Source organism: Brevibacillus daliensis, assembly GCF_021245735.1.
In the GTDB taxonomy this organism is placed as follows: Bacteria; Bacillota; Bacilli; order Brevibacillales; family Brevibacillaceae; genus Brevibacillus_B; species Brevibacillus_B daliensis.
In genome coordinates, this window is sequence record NZ_JAJISB010000045.1 from 1 (window position 1) to 16,834 (window position 16,834).

The following is a 16,834-nucleotide window of genomic DNA, read 5'->3' on the forward strand; positions in this document are numbered from 1 at the left end:
TATTTGATAGATCAACACGCAGCGCAGGAACGGATTTTTTATGAATACTAAGTGAGATTGAAGTCATTGATGAATTGATTCAATTTGCCCAGACAGTAAGTGATCAAGAAAAACTGCAAATCGTCAAAATGCGTGAAAAGGCAGCCATCATGATGTCTTGTAAAGCTTCTATCAAAGCAAATCGCTACCTAACCCATAAAGAGATGGAAGCCCTGCTCGAACAGCTTCGTGAAACGACAAGCCCGTTTACTTGTCCGCATGGCAGACCAATCGCTATTCATTTTTCGACGTATGAGTTGGAAAAAATGTTTAAGCGAGTGATGTGAGAGGAGAATAAAACCCTTGAGAGTAAGGGTTTTATTCTTTTTTTTGGAGAACTATGTAAGACTGACCTAGACAACAACAAAATTAACTACCCCGATCATCATAAATAACATGAGAGATACGAAAGAGATGTACATGGTTCTTCTTCCGATCTTTTTTATCTGTAAATCTTCTTTGAACAATGTAATGATCCAAAAGATAATACCAATTGGAACAAAAATAAAACTGAAAATATATAAAATAATCTCTTCAAACTTTCTCAAAATTTACCATTCCTTTCAGCTACATCATATCACATGCAGGAAAGGCAGTAGATGTCTTCTATTCGACACAGATGGAAGTCACTTTCTATGCTGCCAATATGGATAAGGATATTTCAATGAGTAATATTGAAAATCCCAGAGAAAACTTCACTAATGATAACGAGCGAATAATAGTTTCAAGCAGGGACCAGAAAAAATTTTTTTAAATCTTGAAATAAGAGTAGAAAAAAAATACAATGATGGAAATACAGTTTAAACTTCTTGATTGAGTCAATTTTAAAGTGTAAACTTCAAAACATACCTGCTCAGCTAAAATGAAGTCCTGAAAATGAAGGAGGAAAAAGCGTGGGTCTTTCCTTGGAAACACGTGCAAAAAGCCTACATCGAGATGTCCAGGTTATTGATGCACACTATGATCTGTTGATCGATGTAGAAATTCAAAGGTCATTAGGAAGAAGAAGGGTAATTGAAACCGACTATTTGGATACCTTCAAGGAAGGTGGAGTAAAAACGATTGTTGCAGCGATATTTATTGACAATGATTTCTTGCCTGAGATGGGGCTACGTAAGGCGTTAAATCAAATAAGTGTGTTGTACGATGAAATTTCAGAATCTTCGGATAAAATTATGCTTTGCAAATCTATGCATGATTTAATAATCGCAAGGAAAGAGGAGAAAGTTGCGTTTATTTTATCCTTAGAGGGAGCCGAACCGATTGGAAATGATCTAAGTCTCTTGCGCATCTTTTATGAACTGGGGGTAAGACTTCTTGGCTTGGTATGGAGTAGGCGGAATTACGTGGGAGATGGCAGCACATTTTCCCCAATACGTGAGGGTAAAAAGGGGGGTATCACTGAATTTGGAGTTCGTGTAATCGAAGCAGCTGAGGAAATGGGGATGATCATTGACGTCAGCCATTTAAATGATGAAGGATTTGCAGATGTAATGAAAATTGCACGTAAACCAGTAATCGCATCTCACTCCAATTGCCGAAGCATTGCAGACTCCATGAGAAATCTGACAGATCAGCAGATTAAAGACCTTGCCCATACAAATGGCGTTATTGGAATGAATGCAAATAACTTTTTTACGGCAAACAAGGATGAAGACGCACATGTTGAGTATTTGCTACATCATGTTGACCACATCGTTAAGCTAGTCGGAGTAGAACACGTTGGTCTGGGACTGGATTTATGCGACGATTTCTTGAAGTATATTTCGCAAGCAAGTTTGGAACACATGCCTCGGAAGCCTTTTGATGTGGTACATGGACATAAATCGGTACCAAAGCTAACGGAAGGGTTACTAAAACGTGGATATAGTGACAAGGAAATTGAACTCATTCTGGGACTAAACTTCGAACGGGTCTATCGTGAAGTGTGGAAGTAATGATTACCTTTTCTATAAACAATTTGAATGGAGGGAAATGAAGTGAATAAGCAAAACTGGGAAGTAGCCTATGAGGAGTATGTTGCAAAAGTTATAGAAGATAGTAAGGTGCCAGGAGTGGCGGTTGGCTTGGCAAAAGATGGGGAACTTGCCTACGGACAAGGATTCGGGTACCGAAACATTGATGAGATGTTGGAGGTAACGATTGATACCGTATTTGGAATTGGTTCTATAACGAAGTCATTTACATGTATGGCGATCATGCAATTACACGAGGCAGGTAAGCTATCAGTGAATGATTGCGTCACTACCTATCTTCCTGAGTTTCGTTTAAAGAACGGAAGTAGCATAGCTACGATGACTATTCATCAGCTGATGACCCATTCAACAGGCATGCCTCCACTTCCAACCTTATTCCCCGCCATGAAAAAAAGTATGGATCTAGATGCTGAAAGTAACTCAGAAGCGCAGTCTACTAATGAGCTTGCCACAAACGTAGCCATTGAAACCTATGATGAGATGCTTGACTATTTAGCAGAACTGGATTTTCAAATGCTAGGTGAACCTGGTACAGAATTTAGCTATTCCAATGATTCATATGCATTGTTGGGTATTATTGTGGAACGAGTAAGCGGGCAGGTTTATGAAACGTATATAAAGGAACATATTTTGGAACCTGCTGGGATGACTGATACGAGTTTTTTTCTGGATGAATTAGAAGGGAAAGAAATTACCTCCATCTATGAGTCCAAAGAAAAAGAGGGTAACAAGGAGGTCAGCTTGTCTGTTAACTGGTGGGACGCGCCAGCAATGAGAGCAGCAGGATTTATCAAATCAACGGTGCGTGACATGTTGAAATATGCAGACATTTATCGCAGTGGAGGACTGGCAGGCGACGTACGGATATTGTCTGAGGGCGGAATAAAACAGATGATTACTCCACATATCCAATGTGAACCGGGTTGTCACTACGGGTATGGGCTAATGATCATCCCTGATTATCATGGCACAGTGTTAATTGAGCATGGTGGAAGCATTAAAGGTGCACAAGCCCAAATGTATATCGTACCAGACCAAGGATTGACAGGTATTGTTCTGACCAACATGGCTGGATCGCCAGCTACCGCCTTGATGAAGGGAGCTTGCAATGCTTATGCAGGACGACCACTTACTGCAAAGCACATACCAATTGAAGAATACGAACTACCTGAAGATCGTATTCAGGAATTTACCGGTGACTTCCTTTCGAGCGAAGGGATGCAAGTAAGTATTGTTGTAAAAGACGATAAGCTTCAACTGGTAACAGAAGATACGCTTTCTTGTGAGATGATTCCAGTAGGTGAGGATCTGTTTATGGTAGAACGAAGAGGTTCAGAAGCACTGGTACGCTTCATAAGGGATAGCAATGCAAACATCATCCGTATCGGCTGTGGGTTCAGGCAAATTCCTAAGGTTGTTAAACCATCAAGCGTATCACTTAGTTAAGCTATTAGGTGAATTGCGTTAACTAGATTTTTTAAAAGTATAATTGTTACGTAATTTTCACACTACTTAGAAAAGTTGGAGAGTGAAATAATGAAACTGTTCATCTCTGTAGATATGGAAGGAATCTCAGGTATCCATGATTGGGACGATGTAATTCCTGGTAAAAAATCTTATGAATTCGGCAGAAAAATGCTAACGCAAGACGTTAACGCTGCGATAGAAGGTGCGATACAGGCAGGGGTAACGGATATTTTGGTTAATGAGTCCCACGGTCCAATGAAAAATGTACTTGTTGAGGAGTTGCACCCACAGGCTCGGTTAATTCGTGGATTTTTTAAACCCATGTGTATGATGCAAGGTATTGATGAAAGCTTTGATGCTGCATTTTTTATCGGCTATCACGGAATGGCTGGTGCGGCGAATGCGGTCTTGAACCATACACTGCTCGGAAGTTGCATACAACGGTTTAAATTAAATGGGGTCGAAGTGGGAGAAGCAGGATTAAATGCTGCTATCGCTGGTGCTTATGGTGTCCCGGTAGTATTGGTAACGGGTGATTCACAAACAGCTGAGGAAGTAACCGCTGGTATACCAGGTGTTTACACGGTTTCTGTGAAGGAAGGTATTAATGCCTTTACCGCAAATTCACTGCATCCTACTGTTGCAAAGAACATGATAAGAGAGCAAGCAGCGATTGCAATCAGTCATTATAAACAAATTAGCCCAATCGCAGTAGAGTCGAGCAACACGATTGAGATTGAGTTTAAATCAACCAACATGGCGTTCGTTGTCAGTTGGATTCCTGGTACAGAGTTATTGGATGGTCGAACGATTCGATATCAGGCGGGAGACTTAAAACAGATGATCCCTGTTTTACAAGCAATGTTACTACTAGCTATTCAAGGTTCAAAACCTTTAGATTTTTAATTCTGATTACTATTTTTTAACTAGAAAGGAAGACCACTGATGAAAATTGCAATTGGTGAAGTCATGCATGAGACGAACACATTTTCAAGTGTACAGACGACCGTTGATTTGTTTAAAAAATGGGAGTGGTCACGTGGAGATGCCATTCTTCCTAACCATAGAGGTGTCAGGGATTTTCTGGGTGGGATGATTGATCGAGCGGAAGAATTAGGGATAGAGGTAGTTCCTACTTTTGCGACTACCGCATCACCATCGGGCACGATTACAAGAGAGACATATGAAGCCATAAAAAATGAATTGCTTGCCGGCATTAAAGCAGCTGGAGAGGTGGATGCGATCTGCTTGTCACTTCACGGAGCAGGTGTTGTTGAAGGAATCAGCGATATGGAAGGTGACCTTCTTCAAGTTGTTCGAAGTGAAGTTGGGTATGATCTGCCTCTTATCGTTACTCTTGATCTTCATGGAAACTTGACCGAAAAAATGGCCCAAGAAGCAAATGCATTACTGGGTGTTCACTTATATCCTCATATCGATTGTTACGAACGAGGCATGGAGGCAATTGATCTTGCACGGCAAATGGTACAGGAAGGACTTAAAACGGCAGTACATGTAACCAAACTTCCCTTAATGATTACGACTTCTACCACGAATCAATCACCAGCTAAAGATATTAATGCGATCTGTTGGGAGTGGGAGAAGCATCCTGACGTTATCGATTGTGCATTTTTCCACGCTTTTCCCTATACAGATATCCCGGAGGTTGGAGTTTCAGTTGTTGCTATAACCAGGGGTGACAAAGATTTAGCCAAAAAGATAGCAGAAGAAGTAGCAAATGAAATATGGACCAGAAGGAATGACTTCTGCCCTCTTGTGAACACACCGGCAGAAGGGATAGAGCAAGCACTGGCAGCGGAAGAAATGCCCATCGTGATCAATGAAACCTCAGATAATCCAGGTGGAGGAACACCGGGAGACGGTACCTACCTTTTACGAGCAATGCTAGAGGCACAGTTGGATAATGCCTGCTTTGGCTGCATTTGCGATCCTGAGATTGCCCAAATAGCTCATGATGCTGGTGTGGGAGCTACAATCTCAGTAAAACTTGGGGGAAAGGTAGATAATCTGCATGGCGAGCCGATTCAGCTTACAGCTTATGTCAAGTCTCTAACAGATGGCTGTTATGTTACTTCTTCCCCAATGGGAAAAGGTATGCATTTCAATCTAGGAAAATCTGTGCGCCTACAGTCTCAGGGAGTGGATATCCTCGTTTGTTCAGTCAGTACACAGGTTCTGGATGAACAAATATTCTTACTACATGGCATTGATGTTACAAGCTATAAAATTGTTGCGTTGAAGTCCAGTCAACATTTCCGGGCTGCCTATGAACCAATTAGCAAACAGATTATCACTGTTGACTCGCCTGGTTTAACTACGCTTCAATTTTCATTCTTTGATTATAAAAATCTAAGTCGCCCGATTTACCCACTGGATGAAGAAACAGAATACTAACGGCTAAGAGAATTTGCCTACGCTTAAGGAGAATAAAGTTGGAAAACGTACATGATCGAATCCGTAAACATTTCAATCATTTAACGAATCAGCAAAAACTGGTAGCAAAATTTTTTTTGGATGAGCCAAAAGAAGTAGCCCTGCATCCTGCCAAAGTAATTGGCGGATTTACAAAGACTAGTGAAACGACTGTCATTAGACTTTGTTACGCGCTAGAGTATTCCGGATATAGTGAGTTACAAAATGAAATTAGAAAACACTTGCTATCACCAGTGAAGCGGGATAGCCCACTCTTGAAATATCATGACTCGACAGAACAAGGTGGCCAAGGGTCTAATCTGTTCATCTACAATATGGAACAAGATTTGATCCACATTCAACAATCTATTGAGCAGATCGATATCCAACTGATGGATCGTGCCGTTGAAAGTATTATCCGAGCAAAAAAAATATATGTGGTAGGTTTTCGTTCCTCGTTTGCCCCAGCCCAATGGTTGTATTTCACCTTAAATGTCGTAAAGGGCAACACTTTTTTGTATCAGGGACAGGTTGATGATGCTAATCACTACATTTCAGAGGCTTCCAAGGATTGCCTAGTGATTGCCATTTCTTTCCCGAGATATGTGCAGGAAACGATCAGTTTTACCCAGGCTGCAAAAGAAAAAGGAGCCAAGGTTCTGGCGATATCAGATGATGAACTGTCTCCCATTGGAGTTGTGGCAGATTTATTGCTTAAAGTTACGACTCCATTACCGACCACACTTAAGGGAATGTCCACGATGTTTTCTGTCCTTAACGCTCTGATCAGTGGAGTGGCTTATGTTGATCGTGAAAAGGTACAAAAACGAATACGCAAATATGAAGAAGCAAGCCACCAGTTTTACCCGTTTGTAGATCAAGATTGATTCTTATCGAAGAAAAGAGGGAAGTGGAAGATGAAAGAAACATTTCATGGATTAAAGAAAGCGTTTTCGCTACTCGTAACCTGTTCAGTAATACTCGCAGGTTGTTCTTCCGCGGGACAGCCACAGACAAAGAGTCAGGATGGTCAGGGTGTTGCAGGCAAAGGAGGAACATTGGTTATTGCGGCACCTATGGAGCCTGATACGTTAGATACCCAGCTGTCAACCTGGGTTGATGATGCCAACATGAGAATGTACGACAATTTATTGGCACGCGATGCATCGGGTAAAATTGTTCCTCATCTTGCAGAAAAATATAGTGTTTCAGAAGACGGAAAGGTATGGACCTTTAACCTGCGCAAGGATGTCAAATATCATTCCGGTGAACCGATGACAGCTGAGCATATCAAAAAGTCCATTGAAAGATTTGTTGCAATTTCCCCCAATAAATCATTGATTGGTCCTCTGGTAAAAGTAGAAGCGCCAGATCCATATACTGTGAAAATTACGATGAGTGAGCCGTATGCGCCATTTTTAAGCACGGTATCTGATTTCATGGGTGCACTTGATCCCACAAGATTGGATAAATTGGGCGATAAGTTCGGAGACGATCCATCAGGAACTGGCCCGTTAATCTTCAAGGAAAAAGTAAGAGGTGCCTCTGTAAGCTACAAAGTGAATAAAGAGTACAGATGGTCACCTGAATTTGCAGAAAATAAAGGTGAGCCTTATTTGGACGAAGTCATGTTCCGTTTTATTAAGGACGATGACACCAAAATGCTGGAATTCAAAAAAGGCACTATTCAGGTTTTCCAACAAGTCCCTCCACATTTCGTGAAGGAATTAGAAAGCATGCCGGGTGTTGGAATTGCTAAGAATCTTGATATCGGTATTCAGTATCTGGGTTTTAATAATAAAAATCCGATGTTTCAAGATGTTCGGGTTAGACAGGCAATTGCTATGGCAGTAGACCGCGATCCAATTGTACAGTACGCAATGAATGGACTGGCTAAACCGGTCTTTGGACCATTGCCTCCAACCATCCCGGGATATAGTGAAAAAGTTGAAAATATAGCAAAAGAAATGTATGCACGCGATGTAGCTAAATCCAAACAACTACTTGCTGAAGCAGGTTGGACAGATACGAACGGAGACGGGATTCTGGATAAGGATGGTAAACCATTTAGTCCCGAATTGCTGGTTGCAGGAGAGCCAGTCTTGCAACAAATTGCTCAAATACTACAAAGTCAACTAAAAGAGGTTGGCATAGATCTAAGAATTAACGTTACTGATCTGCAAACGCTTCGTGATCGTGCTACTAAGGCCAATCATGATATGGCGCTATTGATGTACGGTTTAGCTGATCCCGATATTCTTTATTTAATGTTCGGAAAAGGAAATTCACGACGATTACATTATGAAAATGCTGAGCTAGAGCCGCTTTTGGTGAAAGGGCGTCAAACGACTGATGTGAATGAGCGACTACAGGCATATGAAGCAGTTGGAGAATTTTTGGTGAAAGAATCTCCATGGGTTCCGCTGTACAGTAAAGAAGTCGTAACAGCATATCGTGATGTGGAAGGCTTCAAGACATCTACATCAACGGGAATTATCTTTCAGGATATCAAGCTGATTAAGAAGTAGGCTAGGGGTGTGTATGCTTGCAAAAATATCTATTGAAACGCTTCGTTTCGTTACTTGGTACACTGCTCGGGGTCTCCATTCTCGTTTTTTTGATGGTCCACATGATCCCGGGCGATCCTGTACGTTATATCATGGGAGAATATGCAACAGATGAAGCGATTAATGCCATGAAAGTACAGCTTGGGCTTGATCAACCGCTTATCGTGCAGTATTTTGATTTCTTAGCGAGGTTTATCCAAGGCGATTTAGGAACATCGCTGATGACAGGGATCACAGTTTGGGAAGAGATCGTAAACCGTTTCCCAATCACCTTTCAGCTAGCATGTTATAGTGTGATCTTGGGTTCAGTTCTTGGGGTGTTGATGGGCGTAATAGCAGCAGTTAAGCAAAATACCCTACTTGATCGGTTCATTATCATGTTTTCGTTAATTGGTATTTCAGCTCCCGGTTTTTGGATTGCATTGTTTCTTATTTGGGTGTTTGCTTATAAGCTTGGATGGTTTCCGATTTCAGGTTACGAAGGATTTTTCTCTCTTGTACTACCAGCTGTTACACTGAGCCTGCTCTCCATCGGAAACATTGCTAGAATGACTCGCTCCAGTATGCTGGATGTAATTAAACAGGATTATATGAGAACAGCCGAAGCCAAAGGGGCTCCCAGCTTATCCAGAGTATTCTCCCACGGTTTGCAAAATGCGATTATCCCTGTAATCACACTGATTGGTATTCAATTTGGATCGCTTTTGGCAGGAGCAGTCATTACCGAAACTGTTTTTGCCTTGCCTGGAATAGGGAATTTTGCTATTGAAGCTATTTCTAAAAGGGATATTCCAACTGTTCAGGGAGTGGTCCTGTTCATGGCAATGATTTATACTGTTGTGAATTTGACGATTGATATCGTTTATAGTTTTGTCGATCCGCGGATTCGGTATGAGTAGGGAGGAGAGGAAATAGTGAATGGTAAGGTAACAGAATGGCATGTAGATACGAATCCGCCCATTCAGCTACTTGCGCAAGAACCCAAGCAAGTAGAGTCGCAAGCCTACTGGATTCTGGTCTGGAAACGTTTATCCAAAAACATAACGGCAATGGGAGGGCTGGTTATCTTATTGCTCTTTATAGGGGGAGTCGTATTTGCTTCCTATATTGCCCCATATCCCATTGATCAAATGAAATTTGAAGATCGGCTACTGGCTCCAAGTGCCACTCATCTTTTGGGCACAGATGATTTTGGCCGAGATATCTTCTCTCGAATCCTGCATGGGGGTCAAATCTCATTAATGATGGGGCTAATTTCTGTTACATTAGCTACCGTTGTAGGGATTACGTTGGGGGTTATCGCAGGCTTTTATCGGAAATTGGATATGTTCATCATGCAGGTAATGGATATCCTTATGTCTTTCCCTGCGTTGTTACTTGCTATCGTCATCATTGCCGTACTTGGTGCTGGGCTAACGAATGCAATGATTGCCGTTGCAATAGCTGCGATCCCTTCCTATGTAAGAGTTGTACGTTCTGCTGTTTTATCAATACGGGAAAAAGAATATATTGAAGCGGTTCAAGCATTGGGAATTAGAGATTATAAGATAATATCTCGTCACATTATTCCTAATATTCTTTCGCCTATTATCGTCATGACCACACTATTATTTGGTGAGAGTATCTTGTCTGCTGCCGCACTTAGCTTCCTGGGATTAGGTGCGCAACCACCCGCACCAGAATGGGGTGCAATGGTTTTTGTGGGTCGTACCTTTCTGAGTCAGGCATGGTGGATGTCACTCTTTCCAGGTCTAGCCATTATGTTGGTCGTTCTGGCTTTTAATATGCTCGGAGATGGATTGCGTGACGCGCTAGATCCGAAACAGAACTAGATAATTCTTAATGATCGGAGGAGAAAGGATTGAGTCTAAAGCAAAAATTAGAAAGTGTAATTCAGGGTGCGTCAGGAACGTTTGGAGTTGCGGTGAAACACTTACAAACCAATGAAACGGCGACGATAAATGGAGAACGCTTGTTTCAACTGGCAAGCACCTTTAAAATCCCTATTCTGGCTACCTTGTATCGTGATGTTCAAGAGGGAAAAATATCGCTGACACAACGTATCAAAATAACTGAGGAAGATCTCGTACCCGGTTCTGGAGTTATTCAGCAGCTTGATTCGGGCGTTGAAGTAACGGTAAAAGATTTGGCGATGTTGATGATTATCGTGAGCGACAATTTAGCTACCGATCGTATCTTAAAGCTAGTTGGGACTGATGAGACAACGTCTTATATGCGTGAGCTTGGGCTGGAAAAAACCTACATCCGGCATAGCTGCTGGGATTTGCTTTCCCTTAGCGTAGGGTTGAAGCCAGAGCCCTATTCACAGGAAGCGTTAAAACGAATAACAGCGTGGAAGTTTGATCCGAACAGTATCGCTTTCCAATCTGATCCTGAAAATAACGTAGGTACACCCCATGACATGGCAAAATTAGCTGAACTAATTGCTACAAGGAAGATCATTTCTGAGGATGCCTGTGAGGGCATGATGGAAATTTTGTTCCGTCAACAATTTAATAGCCGCTTGCCTTATTATTTGCCACCTGAAGCTAAAGTTGCTCATAAAACGGGAACTCTTGCTAGTGTAGTAAACGATGTAGGAATCATTTATCTCCCATACCATAAAGGAATGTTTACCATCGCTGTTCTTTCTGAAGGGAACCTGACCCTAGAGGAAGGCGAACGTACAATTGGACGATTGGCACGAGTGGCTTATGATCACTTTCTGAACAGCTAACTAGTGACCGTTTGGTAAACATGACGAAAGGAAGGGGGAAGACAAGTGAAGTCATCACTATTGAAAGTTGACAAAATGTTCATGCGATTCAAGACATCTAAAGGAGTTCTCACAGCTGTTAATGACGTGAGCTTTCATATAAATAAGGGCGAAACCGTAGCATTAGTTGGGGAGTCTGGTTGTGGAAAAAGTGTAACCTCTCTTTCTATTATGGGGCTTATTTCTAAAAAAGTCGGTTTAGTTGACGGAAGCGTTCGCTTTAAAGATAAAGTACTCAATCATCTCACTAGCAAAGAGATGAACTCGTTACGCGGAAACGAAATATCGATGATTTTTCAGGAACCAATGACCTCTCTTAATCCGGTACATACCATTGGCAAGCAGATCGGGGAGGCGTATAAATTACACACCACCTATTCGAAGGCTGAGCGAGAAAAAAAAACCATCGAGATGCTGAAAAAAGTAGGAATCCCACGAGCGGATAAAATCATACGGGAGTTTCCACATCAGCTTTCTGGCGGAATGAAACAACGTGTCATGATTGCAATGGCAATGGCATGTCAGCCAGATCTTTTGATTGCAGATGAACCGACAACGGCACTAGATGTGACGATTCAAGCGCAAATTTTAGAGCTGATGAACGAATTAAAGCAAAATTATGGTACTGCAATCCTGTTAATCACACATGATCTGGGTGTCGTGGCAGAAATGGCAGATCGGGTCATGGTGATGTACTATGGCGAAATTGTTGAAGAAGCAGATGTAGAGACAATTTTCAACTCGCCAAAGCATCCGTATACAGTTGGCTTGTTGAAATCAGTCCCCAGTATGGATGAGGATTATAAGCGGCTTGATCCGATCGAAGGCAATGTTCCCGTATTAGGAGAGGTGACGAGAGGTTGTCCGTTTCTTTTACGTTGCAAACATGCTCATGAGAAATGCTTGCAAGAAAAGCCTCCCCTAAATAATGTAGCCAATCAAAAAGTCAGGTGCTGGTTGTATGCAAACGAGGAGTTGGCGATATGAGTGAATGGTTATTGGAAGTGGAGGATTTAAAAACGTACTTTTCCTCTCAAAAAAGTTTTTTCGGACACAACTCTGGATCCATCAAGGCGGTTGATGGAGTCTCTTTTCAATTGAAGAAAGGGGAAACATTGGGTATTGTTGGGGAGAGTGGTTGCGGCAAATCGACGACAGGAAGAAGCATTCTTAGACTGATAAAACCAACCAGTGGTTCTATTAAATTTGAAGGAGTAGAAGTAACAGGTCTTTCACAGGGAGAGTTGCGTAAACTTCGCAAGCGGATGCAACTAGTATTTCAAGACCCATATGCATCGCTTAATCCCCGAATGTCTGTATATTCAATTTTGGAGGAAGCCCTTTCTGTTCGCAATCAAAATACGAATCGGATGGAGCGAAGAGAGCAAGTGCTGGAGCTTTTGCAGCTTGTTGGCTTAAATCCTAACCAGGCTGACAAGTACCCCCATGAATTTAGTGGAGGGCAACGTCAAAGAATCGGAATAGCAAGGGCTCTTGCCGTGCAGCCATCACTAATTATTGCAGACGAACCTGTTTCTGCCCTAGACGTGTCAATTCAGGCACAAATTCTTAACCTGTTAAAGGATTTGCAAGAGAGTCTTGACCTGACTTTTATATTTATCTCACACGATTTAAGTGTAATCAGGCACTTTAGCGATCGAATCGCTGTAATGTACCTGGGAGGAATTGTGGAGATTAGTAGGAAGGATCAACTGTTTTCAAAACCATATCATCCTTATTCGCAGGCACTCATGTCTGCCGTACTGAAACTGGACCCAACGAAAAAATCGGAACGGATTATCCTGCATGGAGATGTTCCTAATCCGTCTAATCCTCCTCGGGGCTGTACGTTCCATCCAAGGTGTTCGCACTGTATGGAGATTTGTAAAACAGAGCGTCCCAAAGCGATTGAAGTAGAACCGGGTCATTTCGTATCTTGCTATTTATACAAACAACCATAAAGAAAGAGGGATTACTGAGCGATGAATATTGAACGAGTAGAACTTAAGCGATTACACATTCCATTTAAGGCTTCTTTTGAAGCCAGTTTCGGACGCATGTCAAAACGGGATTTAGTACTGGTCAGCGTTTATAGTAGTGACGGTAAAGTAGGGTACGGAGAAAGTACTTCTATGGCATTTCCCTGGTATAACGAAGAGACCACGGATACAGTTTGGTATATGCTAGAGCAATTTCTCATCCCCAAATTACTTACTGCTGAGATTACGTCACCAGAAGAAGTGGCAGAGTTGTTTGCTCCCATTCGTCGAAATAATATGGCAAAGGCTGCTCTTGAGGGAGCGGTATGGGATTTATATTGCAAGCAGAAAAACATCTCACTAGCCAAAGGCTTGGGCGGAGAGAAAGAAAAGATCGATGTTGGTGTGAGTATTGGCATAGAACCAACAGTTGATTTGCTTTTAGAAAAAGTTGAAGGCTTTATTCAAGAAGGCTACAAGAAAATAAAAATAAAAGTGAAGCCCGGATTTGATGTGGAACCGATGCGAGAAATACGAAAGCAATTTGGATACGATGTTCCATTGATGGCTGACGCTAATTCCGCCTATACATTGCATGACCTCGCAACATTAAAAGAATTGGATCAATTTAACCTGATCATGATTGAACAGCCACTAGCGCATGACGATATCATTGATCACGCTAAACTGCAAAAAGAGCTGCAAACGCCTATTTGTCTAGATGAAAGCATTCATTCTGTAGAAGATGCGCGAAAAGCAATTGAACTGGGAAGCTGCAAAATCATCAATATAAAGGTAGGCAGAGTGGGTGGTTTGACTGAATCAAAACGTATCCACGACTTATGTAAAGCGAAAAACATCCCAGTCTGGTGCGGAGGAATGTTTGAAACAGGTGTAGGACGTGCTCATAATATTGCCATTACTTCCCTCTCCAATTTCACGATACCAGGAGATACTTCTGCTTCTAATCGTTATTGGATCGAAGACATCGTTGAACCAGAAGTGGCTCTCATCGAACCTGGAATGCTTGCAGTTCCGACAGGTGCAGGGATCGGCTATGAGATTAAAGAGGATAGCGTCAAAAAGTTTCTTGTCCACCAAAAAAGCTACAGCAAGAAGACTACAGAGAGTGTGGGATAAGGAGTGTAGGTGTGAGTAGATCGATTGAGTTTAAAACAATAACGGAAGCAAGTCTTATGTACGATGTTGAGGAATTACAACGTAACGTCTGGGGAAACAACAATATAACACCTACTCCACAACTTATCGCAAGTATCTCCAATGGCGGGGTCGTTATCGGAGCCTACGATCAGTCAAATTTGATTGGATTTTGTTACGGTTTTCCTGGTTTTAAGGATGGGGAAGTTACCATGTGTTCTCATATGATGGCGATCGATCCAGCATATCGTGATCTGGGAATCGGCTATCAATTAAAACAACAACAGCGAGTATGGGCAAGTGATTACGGCTATCAGAAAATCACATGGACGTTCGATCCATTAGAAACACGAAATGCGTTTCTCAACCTCTGCAAGTTAGGAGGAATCATTCGTACCTATATCCCTTCTTATTACGGAGAAATGAATGATGAAGTTAATAAAGGACTGCCTACAGATCGCTTTTTACTTGAGTGGGATGTAGCCGCATCCCGTGTGTTGCAAGCTTCTGAAGGAACAATATTAGAAAAAGAAGAGTGGAAGTACTATCCTTCACTCATGGAGTGGTCCCGCTTGGGTAACTATGCGAAGTGTAGCAAGAACAATGAGCTTAAGGCTGAGCCTGGATATCTTGTTCCCGTCCCACTCCATCTACACGAGATGAAAAAAGAGCAGCCTGAGGTAATCAGAGAATGGCGATTCGCTTTGAGAGATCAATTCCAACATGCTCTTTCGAAAGGTTATTTGGTGACTGGATTATTGCGAAGTACCGATCCTGTACATTATTACGTCATTGAAAAATCGAACCCATAAGGAGAATGATACGGTATGAATATGGCAACATCATTTCTCAACTTTGAGGATTATGCAAAGACGTTGATAGAAGAATTCAAATTACCTGGTGCTTCAATCGGTATCGCAAAAGGTGGCGAGCTGGTATATGAAAAGAATATAGGCTTTCGAGATCCTGCTGGCGAATTGCCGATAACAATAGATACAGTCTTTGGAATTGGTTCTATTACCAAATCGATGACTTGTGTGGCAATCATGCAGTTGCAGGAAGCAGGGAAGCTTTCTGTTCATGACTCGGTAGTGACATATCTTCCGGAATTCCGTATTCGTGGTTCTGAATGGACAGAAAAAATGACCATTCATCACTTAATGACGCATTCAACAGGCTTGCCTCCCTTGCCAACTCTCTTCAATGCGACGCAGCGCAGTATGATGGAAGATAAGGAGTCTTTAGAGAATGAGGATTATAAAGAAATTGCTACATTAAAACCAATTGATACGTACGAAGAACTATTGGATTTTATTGCAGAGTTAGAGATTGAATTATTGGGTGAACCAGGAGTTGAGTTTAGTTATTCCAATGACTCCTATGCGTTACTGGGTGCCATCATTGAGCGAGTGAGTGGGCAATTATATGAAGTTTATATGAGAGAGAACATTTTGGAGCCTATCGGGATGATTAACAGTGTGTTTCTACCTCAGGAATTGGACCAACTTCAGGAAGTGGCTCCCCTCTATACCCCACGAAAAACAAAGGATGGAACGGAAGTAGTGTATTCCCCTAATTGGTGGGAGTCCCCTGTTATGCGAGCAGCTGGATTTCTCAAATCAACAGTAAGAGATATGCTGAGATACATTGAAATCTTCCGTTTACACGGTTCAATGGAGAATACACAAATCCTCTCTGCAGATAGTGTAGCAGAAATGATAAAACCACATATGCAAGTTGATCGAGACAGATTTTACGGATATGGACTAGCGGTGACTCCCAATTACCATGGTGTAACGATGATTGAACATGGTGGAGGAATTAAGGGAGTGGCTGCCCAGATATTCTTCACTCCGGAACACTCTCTAACTGGTGTTGTGTTAACGAATCTGGATGGTGGACCCTCTAAACAATTGATGATCGGTGCACTTAATTCGCTTCAAGGACGTCATATGGATGCACTTCCAGGAACCTACTATGATTACCCGCTCGAAAAAGAATGTATATCAGATTACTTTGGGCGATATGAATCGGGAGAGGGAGAAAAGGTAGAGATCAGAATGGAAGGGGAATCATTGGTTCTCGTATGTGGAGAAGATTCTTATCCGCTTCGTTCCGTAGCGGAAGATAGCTTCATCTTCATTCGTGGTCGATTGAATGTAGCGATTCGATTTATTAGAAATGCGAGTCAAACGGTTCACCGATTGTCTTATGGTTCACGCCAGTTGGCAAAAATGTCGCTTCATTCCTGATAATGCTCTACTAGTTCTAGCAAAATGGGGAGGGGTACCAGTGAATTGTTAGGAAAAGAAGTACTATGTGTCCCACCAGTAACCCCCGGAGGAGAAGATTTTCATTTCTATGCCACACATCATCCGTGATCAAGGTTTTTTCCGGAAGGCAATAGTAAGATTATTGTTGAATTTATTATAAGGAAAG

The 16,834-nt window shown here is 41.9% G+C and carries 15 protein-coding genes and 1 pseudogene; 15 read left to right on the forward strand and 1 reads right to left on the reverse strand.

Going from position 1 to position 16,834, the window contains the following annotated elements:
- Nucleotides 1-53: 53 nt before the first annotated feature.
- Nucleotides 54-326: pseudogene (locus tag LM917_RS22470) on the forward strand (DNA mismatch repair endonuclease MutL); the annotation flags it as partial.
- Nucleotides 327-392: 66 nt separating this feature from the next.
- Here LM917_RS22470 and LM917_RS22475 read toward each other — a convergent pair.
- Nucleotides 393-587 carry a hypothetical protein gene (locus LM917_RS22475; protein WP_232699950.1) on the reverse strand — a complete coding sequence of 65 codons (195 nt, stop codon included), beginning with the start codon at nucleotides 585-587 and terminating at the stop codon, nucleotides 393-395.
- A gap of 345 nt (nucleotides 588-932) precedes the next feature.
- On the opposite strand from LM917_RS22475, the gene LM917_RS22480 reads away from it, so the two are divergent.
- The 14 genes from LM917_RS22480 (at nucleotide 933) to LM917_RS22545 (ending at nucleotide 16,647) form a co-directional block, all read left to right on the forward strand.
- Complete coding sequence (locus tag LM917_RS22480) at nucleotides 933-1,976, forward strand: dipeptidase (RefSeq protein ID WP_232699951.1); 1,044 nt, start codon at nucleotides 933-935, stop codon at nucleotides 1,974-1,976.
- Between the two features lie 42 nt (nucleotides 1,977-2,018).
- Nucleotides 2,019-3,461, forward strand: a complete 1,443-nt coding sequence (locus tag LM917_RS22485; protein ID WP_232699952.1) for a serine hydrolase domain-containing protein — start codon at nucleotides 2,019-2,021, stop codon at nucleotides 3,459-3,461.
- 90 nt (nucleotides 3,462-3,551) lie between these two features.
- Nucleotides 3,552-4,388, forward strand: a complete 837-nt coding sequence (locus LM917_RS22490) for a M55 family metallopeptidase (protein ID WP_232699953.1) — start codon at nucleotides 3,552-3,554, stop codon at nucleotides 4,386-4,388.
- Nucleotides 4,389-4,427: 39 nt separating this feature from the next.
- Entirely contained in the window at nucleotides 4,428-5,897 is a 1,470-nt protein-coding gene (locus tag LM917_RS22495) for a M81 family metallopeptidase (protein ID WP_232699954.1), read from the forward strand.
- 38 nt (nucleotides 5,898-5,935) lie between these two features.
- On the forward strand, nucleotides 5,936-6,802 hold the full coding sequence (locus LM917_RS22500) for a MurR/RpiR family transcriptional regulator (RefSeq protein ID WP_255668528.1): 867 nt from the start codon (nucleotides 5,936-5,938) through the stop codon (nucleotides 6,800-6,802).
- A gap of 30 nt (nucleotides 6,803-6,832) precedes the next feature.
- Nucleotides 6,833-8,443 carry an ABC transporter substrate-binding protein gene (locus LM917_RS22505; protein WP_232699955.1) on the forward strand — a complete coding sequence of 537 codons (1,611 nt, stop codon included), beginning with the start codon at nucleotides 6,833-6,835 and terminating at the stop codon, nucleotides 8,441-8,443.
- A gap of 17 nt (nucleotides 8,444-8,460) precedes the next feature.
- A complete protein-coding gene (locus LM917_RS22510) occupies nucleotides 8,461-9,381 on the forward strand; it encodes an ABC transporter permease (protein WP_232699956.1) in 921 nt (306 codons plus the stop codon).
- 60 nt (nucleotides 9,382-9,441) lie between these two features.
- Nucleotides 9,442-10,314 carry an ABC transporter permease gene (locus LM917_RS22515; protein ID WP_309241977.1) on the forward strand — a complete coding sequence of 291 codons (873 nt, stop codon included), beginning with the start codon at nucleotides 9,442-9,444 and terminating at the stop codon, nucleotides 10,312-10,314.
- Nucleotides 10,315-10,343: 29 nt separating this feature from the next.
- Nucleotides 10,344-11,219: a serine hydrolase gene (locus tag LM917_RS22520; RefSeq protein ID WP_232699958.1), complete on the forward strand. Its 876-nt coding sequence runs from the start codon at nucleotides 10,344-10,346 to the stop codon at nucleotides 11,217-11,219.
- Nucleotides 11,220-11,264: 45 nt separating this feature from the next.
- The gene (locus LM917_RS22525) at nucleotides 11,265-12,245 is read left to right on the forward strand and encodes an ABC transporter ATP-binding protein (protein ID WP_309241976.1); all 981 of its coding nucleotides are present in this window, start codon (nucleotides 11,265-11,267) and stop codon (nucleotides 12,243-12,245) included.
- Nucleotides 12,242-13,219 (forward strand): ABC transporter ATP-binding protein, encoded by a 978-nt coding sequence (locus LM917_RS22530; protein ID WP_232699959.1) that lies wholly within the window; start codon nucleotides 12,242-12,244, stop codon nucleotides 13,217-13,219. Before LM917_RS22525 ends, LM917_RS22530 begins: the two co-directional genes overlap by 4 nt.
- Nucleotides 13,220-13,240: 21 nt before the next feature.
- Nucleotides 13,241-14,377 (forward strand): o-succinylbenzoate synthase, encoded by a 1,137-nt coding sequence (gene menC / locus LM917_RS22535; protein ID WP_232699960.1) that lies wholly within the window; start codon nucleotides 13,241-13,243, stop codon nucleotides 14,375-14,377.
- Nucleotides 14,378-14,388: 11 nt separating this feature from the next.
- Complete coding sequence (locus tag LM917_RS22540) at nucleotides 14,389-15,207, forward strand: GNAT family N-acetyltransferase (protein ID WP_232699961.1); 819 nt, start codon at nucleotides 14,389-14,391, stop codon at nucleotides 15,205-15,207.
- 15 nt (nucleotides 15,208-15,222) lie between these two features.
- Entirely contained in the window at nucleotides 15,223-16,647 is a 1,425-nt protein-coding gene (locus LM917_RS22545) for a serine hydrolase domain-containing protein (RefSeq protein WP_232699962.1), read from the forward strand.
- Nucleotides 16,648-16,834 lie beyond the last annotated feature (187 nt).

Coding starts and splice junctions, on each gene's coding strand:
- LM917_RS22490 (WP_232699953.1), top strand. CDS start 3,552: ATGAAACTGTTCATCTCTGTAGATATGGAAGGAATCTCAGGTATCCAT.
- LM917_RS22495 (WP_232699954.1), top strand. CDS start 4,428: ATGAAAATTGCAATTGGTGAAGTCATGCATGAGACGAACACATTTTCA.
- LM917_RS22505 (WP_232699955.1), top strand. CDS start 6,833: ATGAAAGAAACATTTCATGGATTAAAGAAAGCGTTTTCGCTACTCGTA.
- LM917_RS22530 (WP_232699959.1), top strand. CDS start 12,242: ATGAGTGAATGGTTATTGGAAGTGGAGGATTTAAAAACGTACTTTTCC.
- menC (WP_232699960.1), top strand. CDS start 13,241: ATGAATATTGAACGAGTAGAACTTAAGCGATTACACATTCCATTTAAG.
- LM917_RS22545 (WP_232699962.1), top strand. CDS start 15,223: ATGAATATGGCAACATCATTTCTCAACTTTGAGGATTATGCAAAGACG.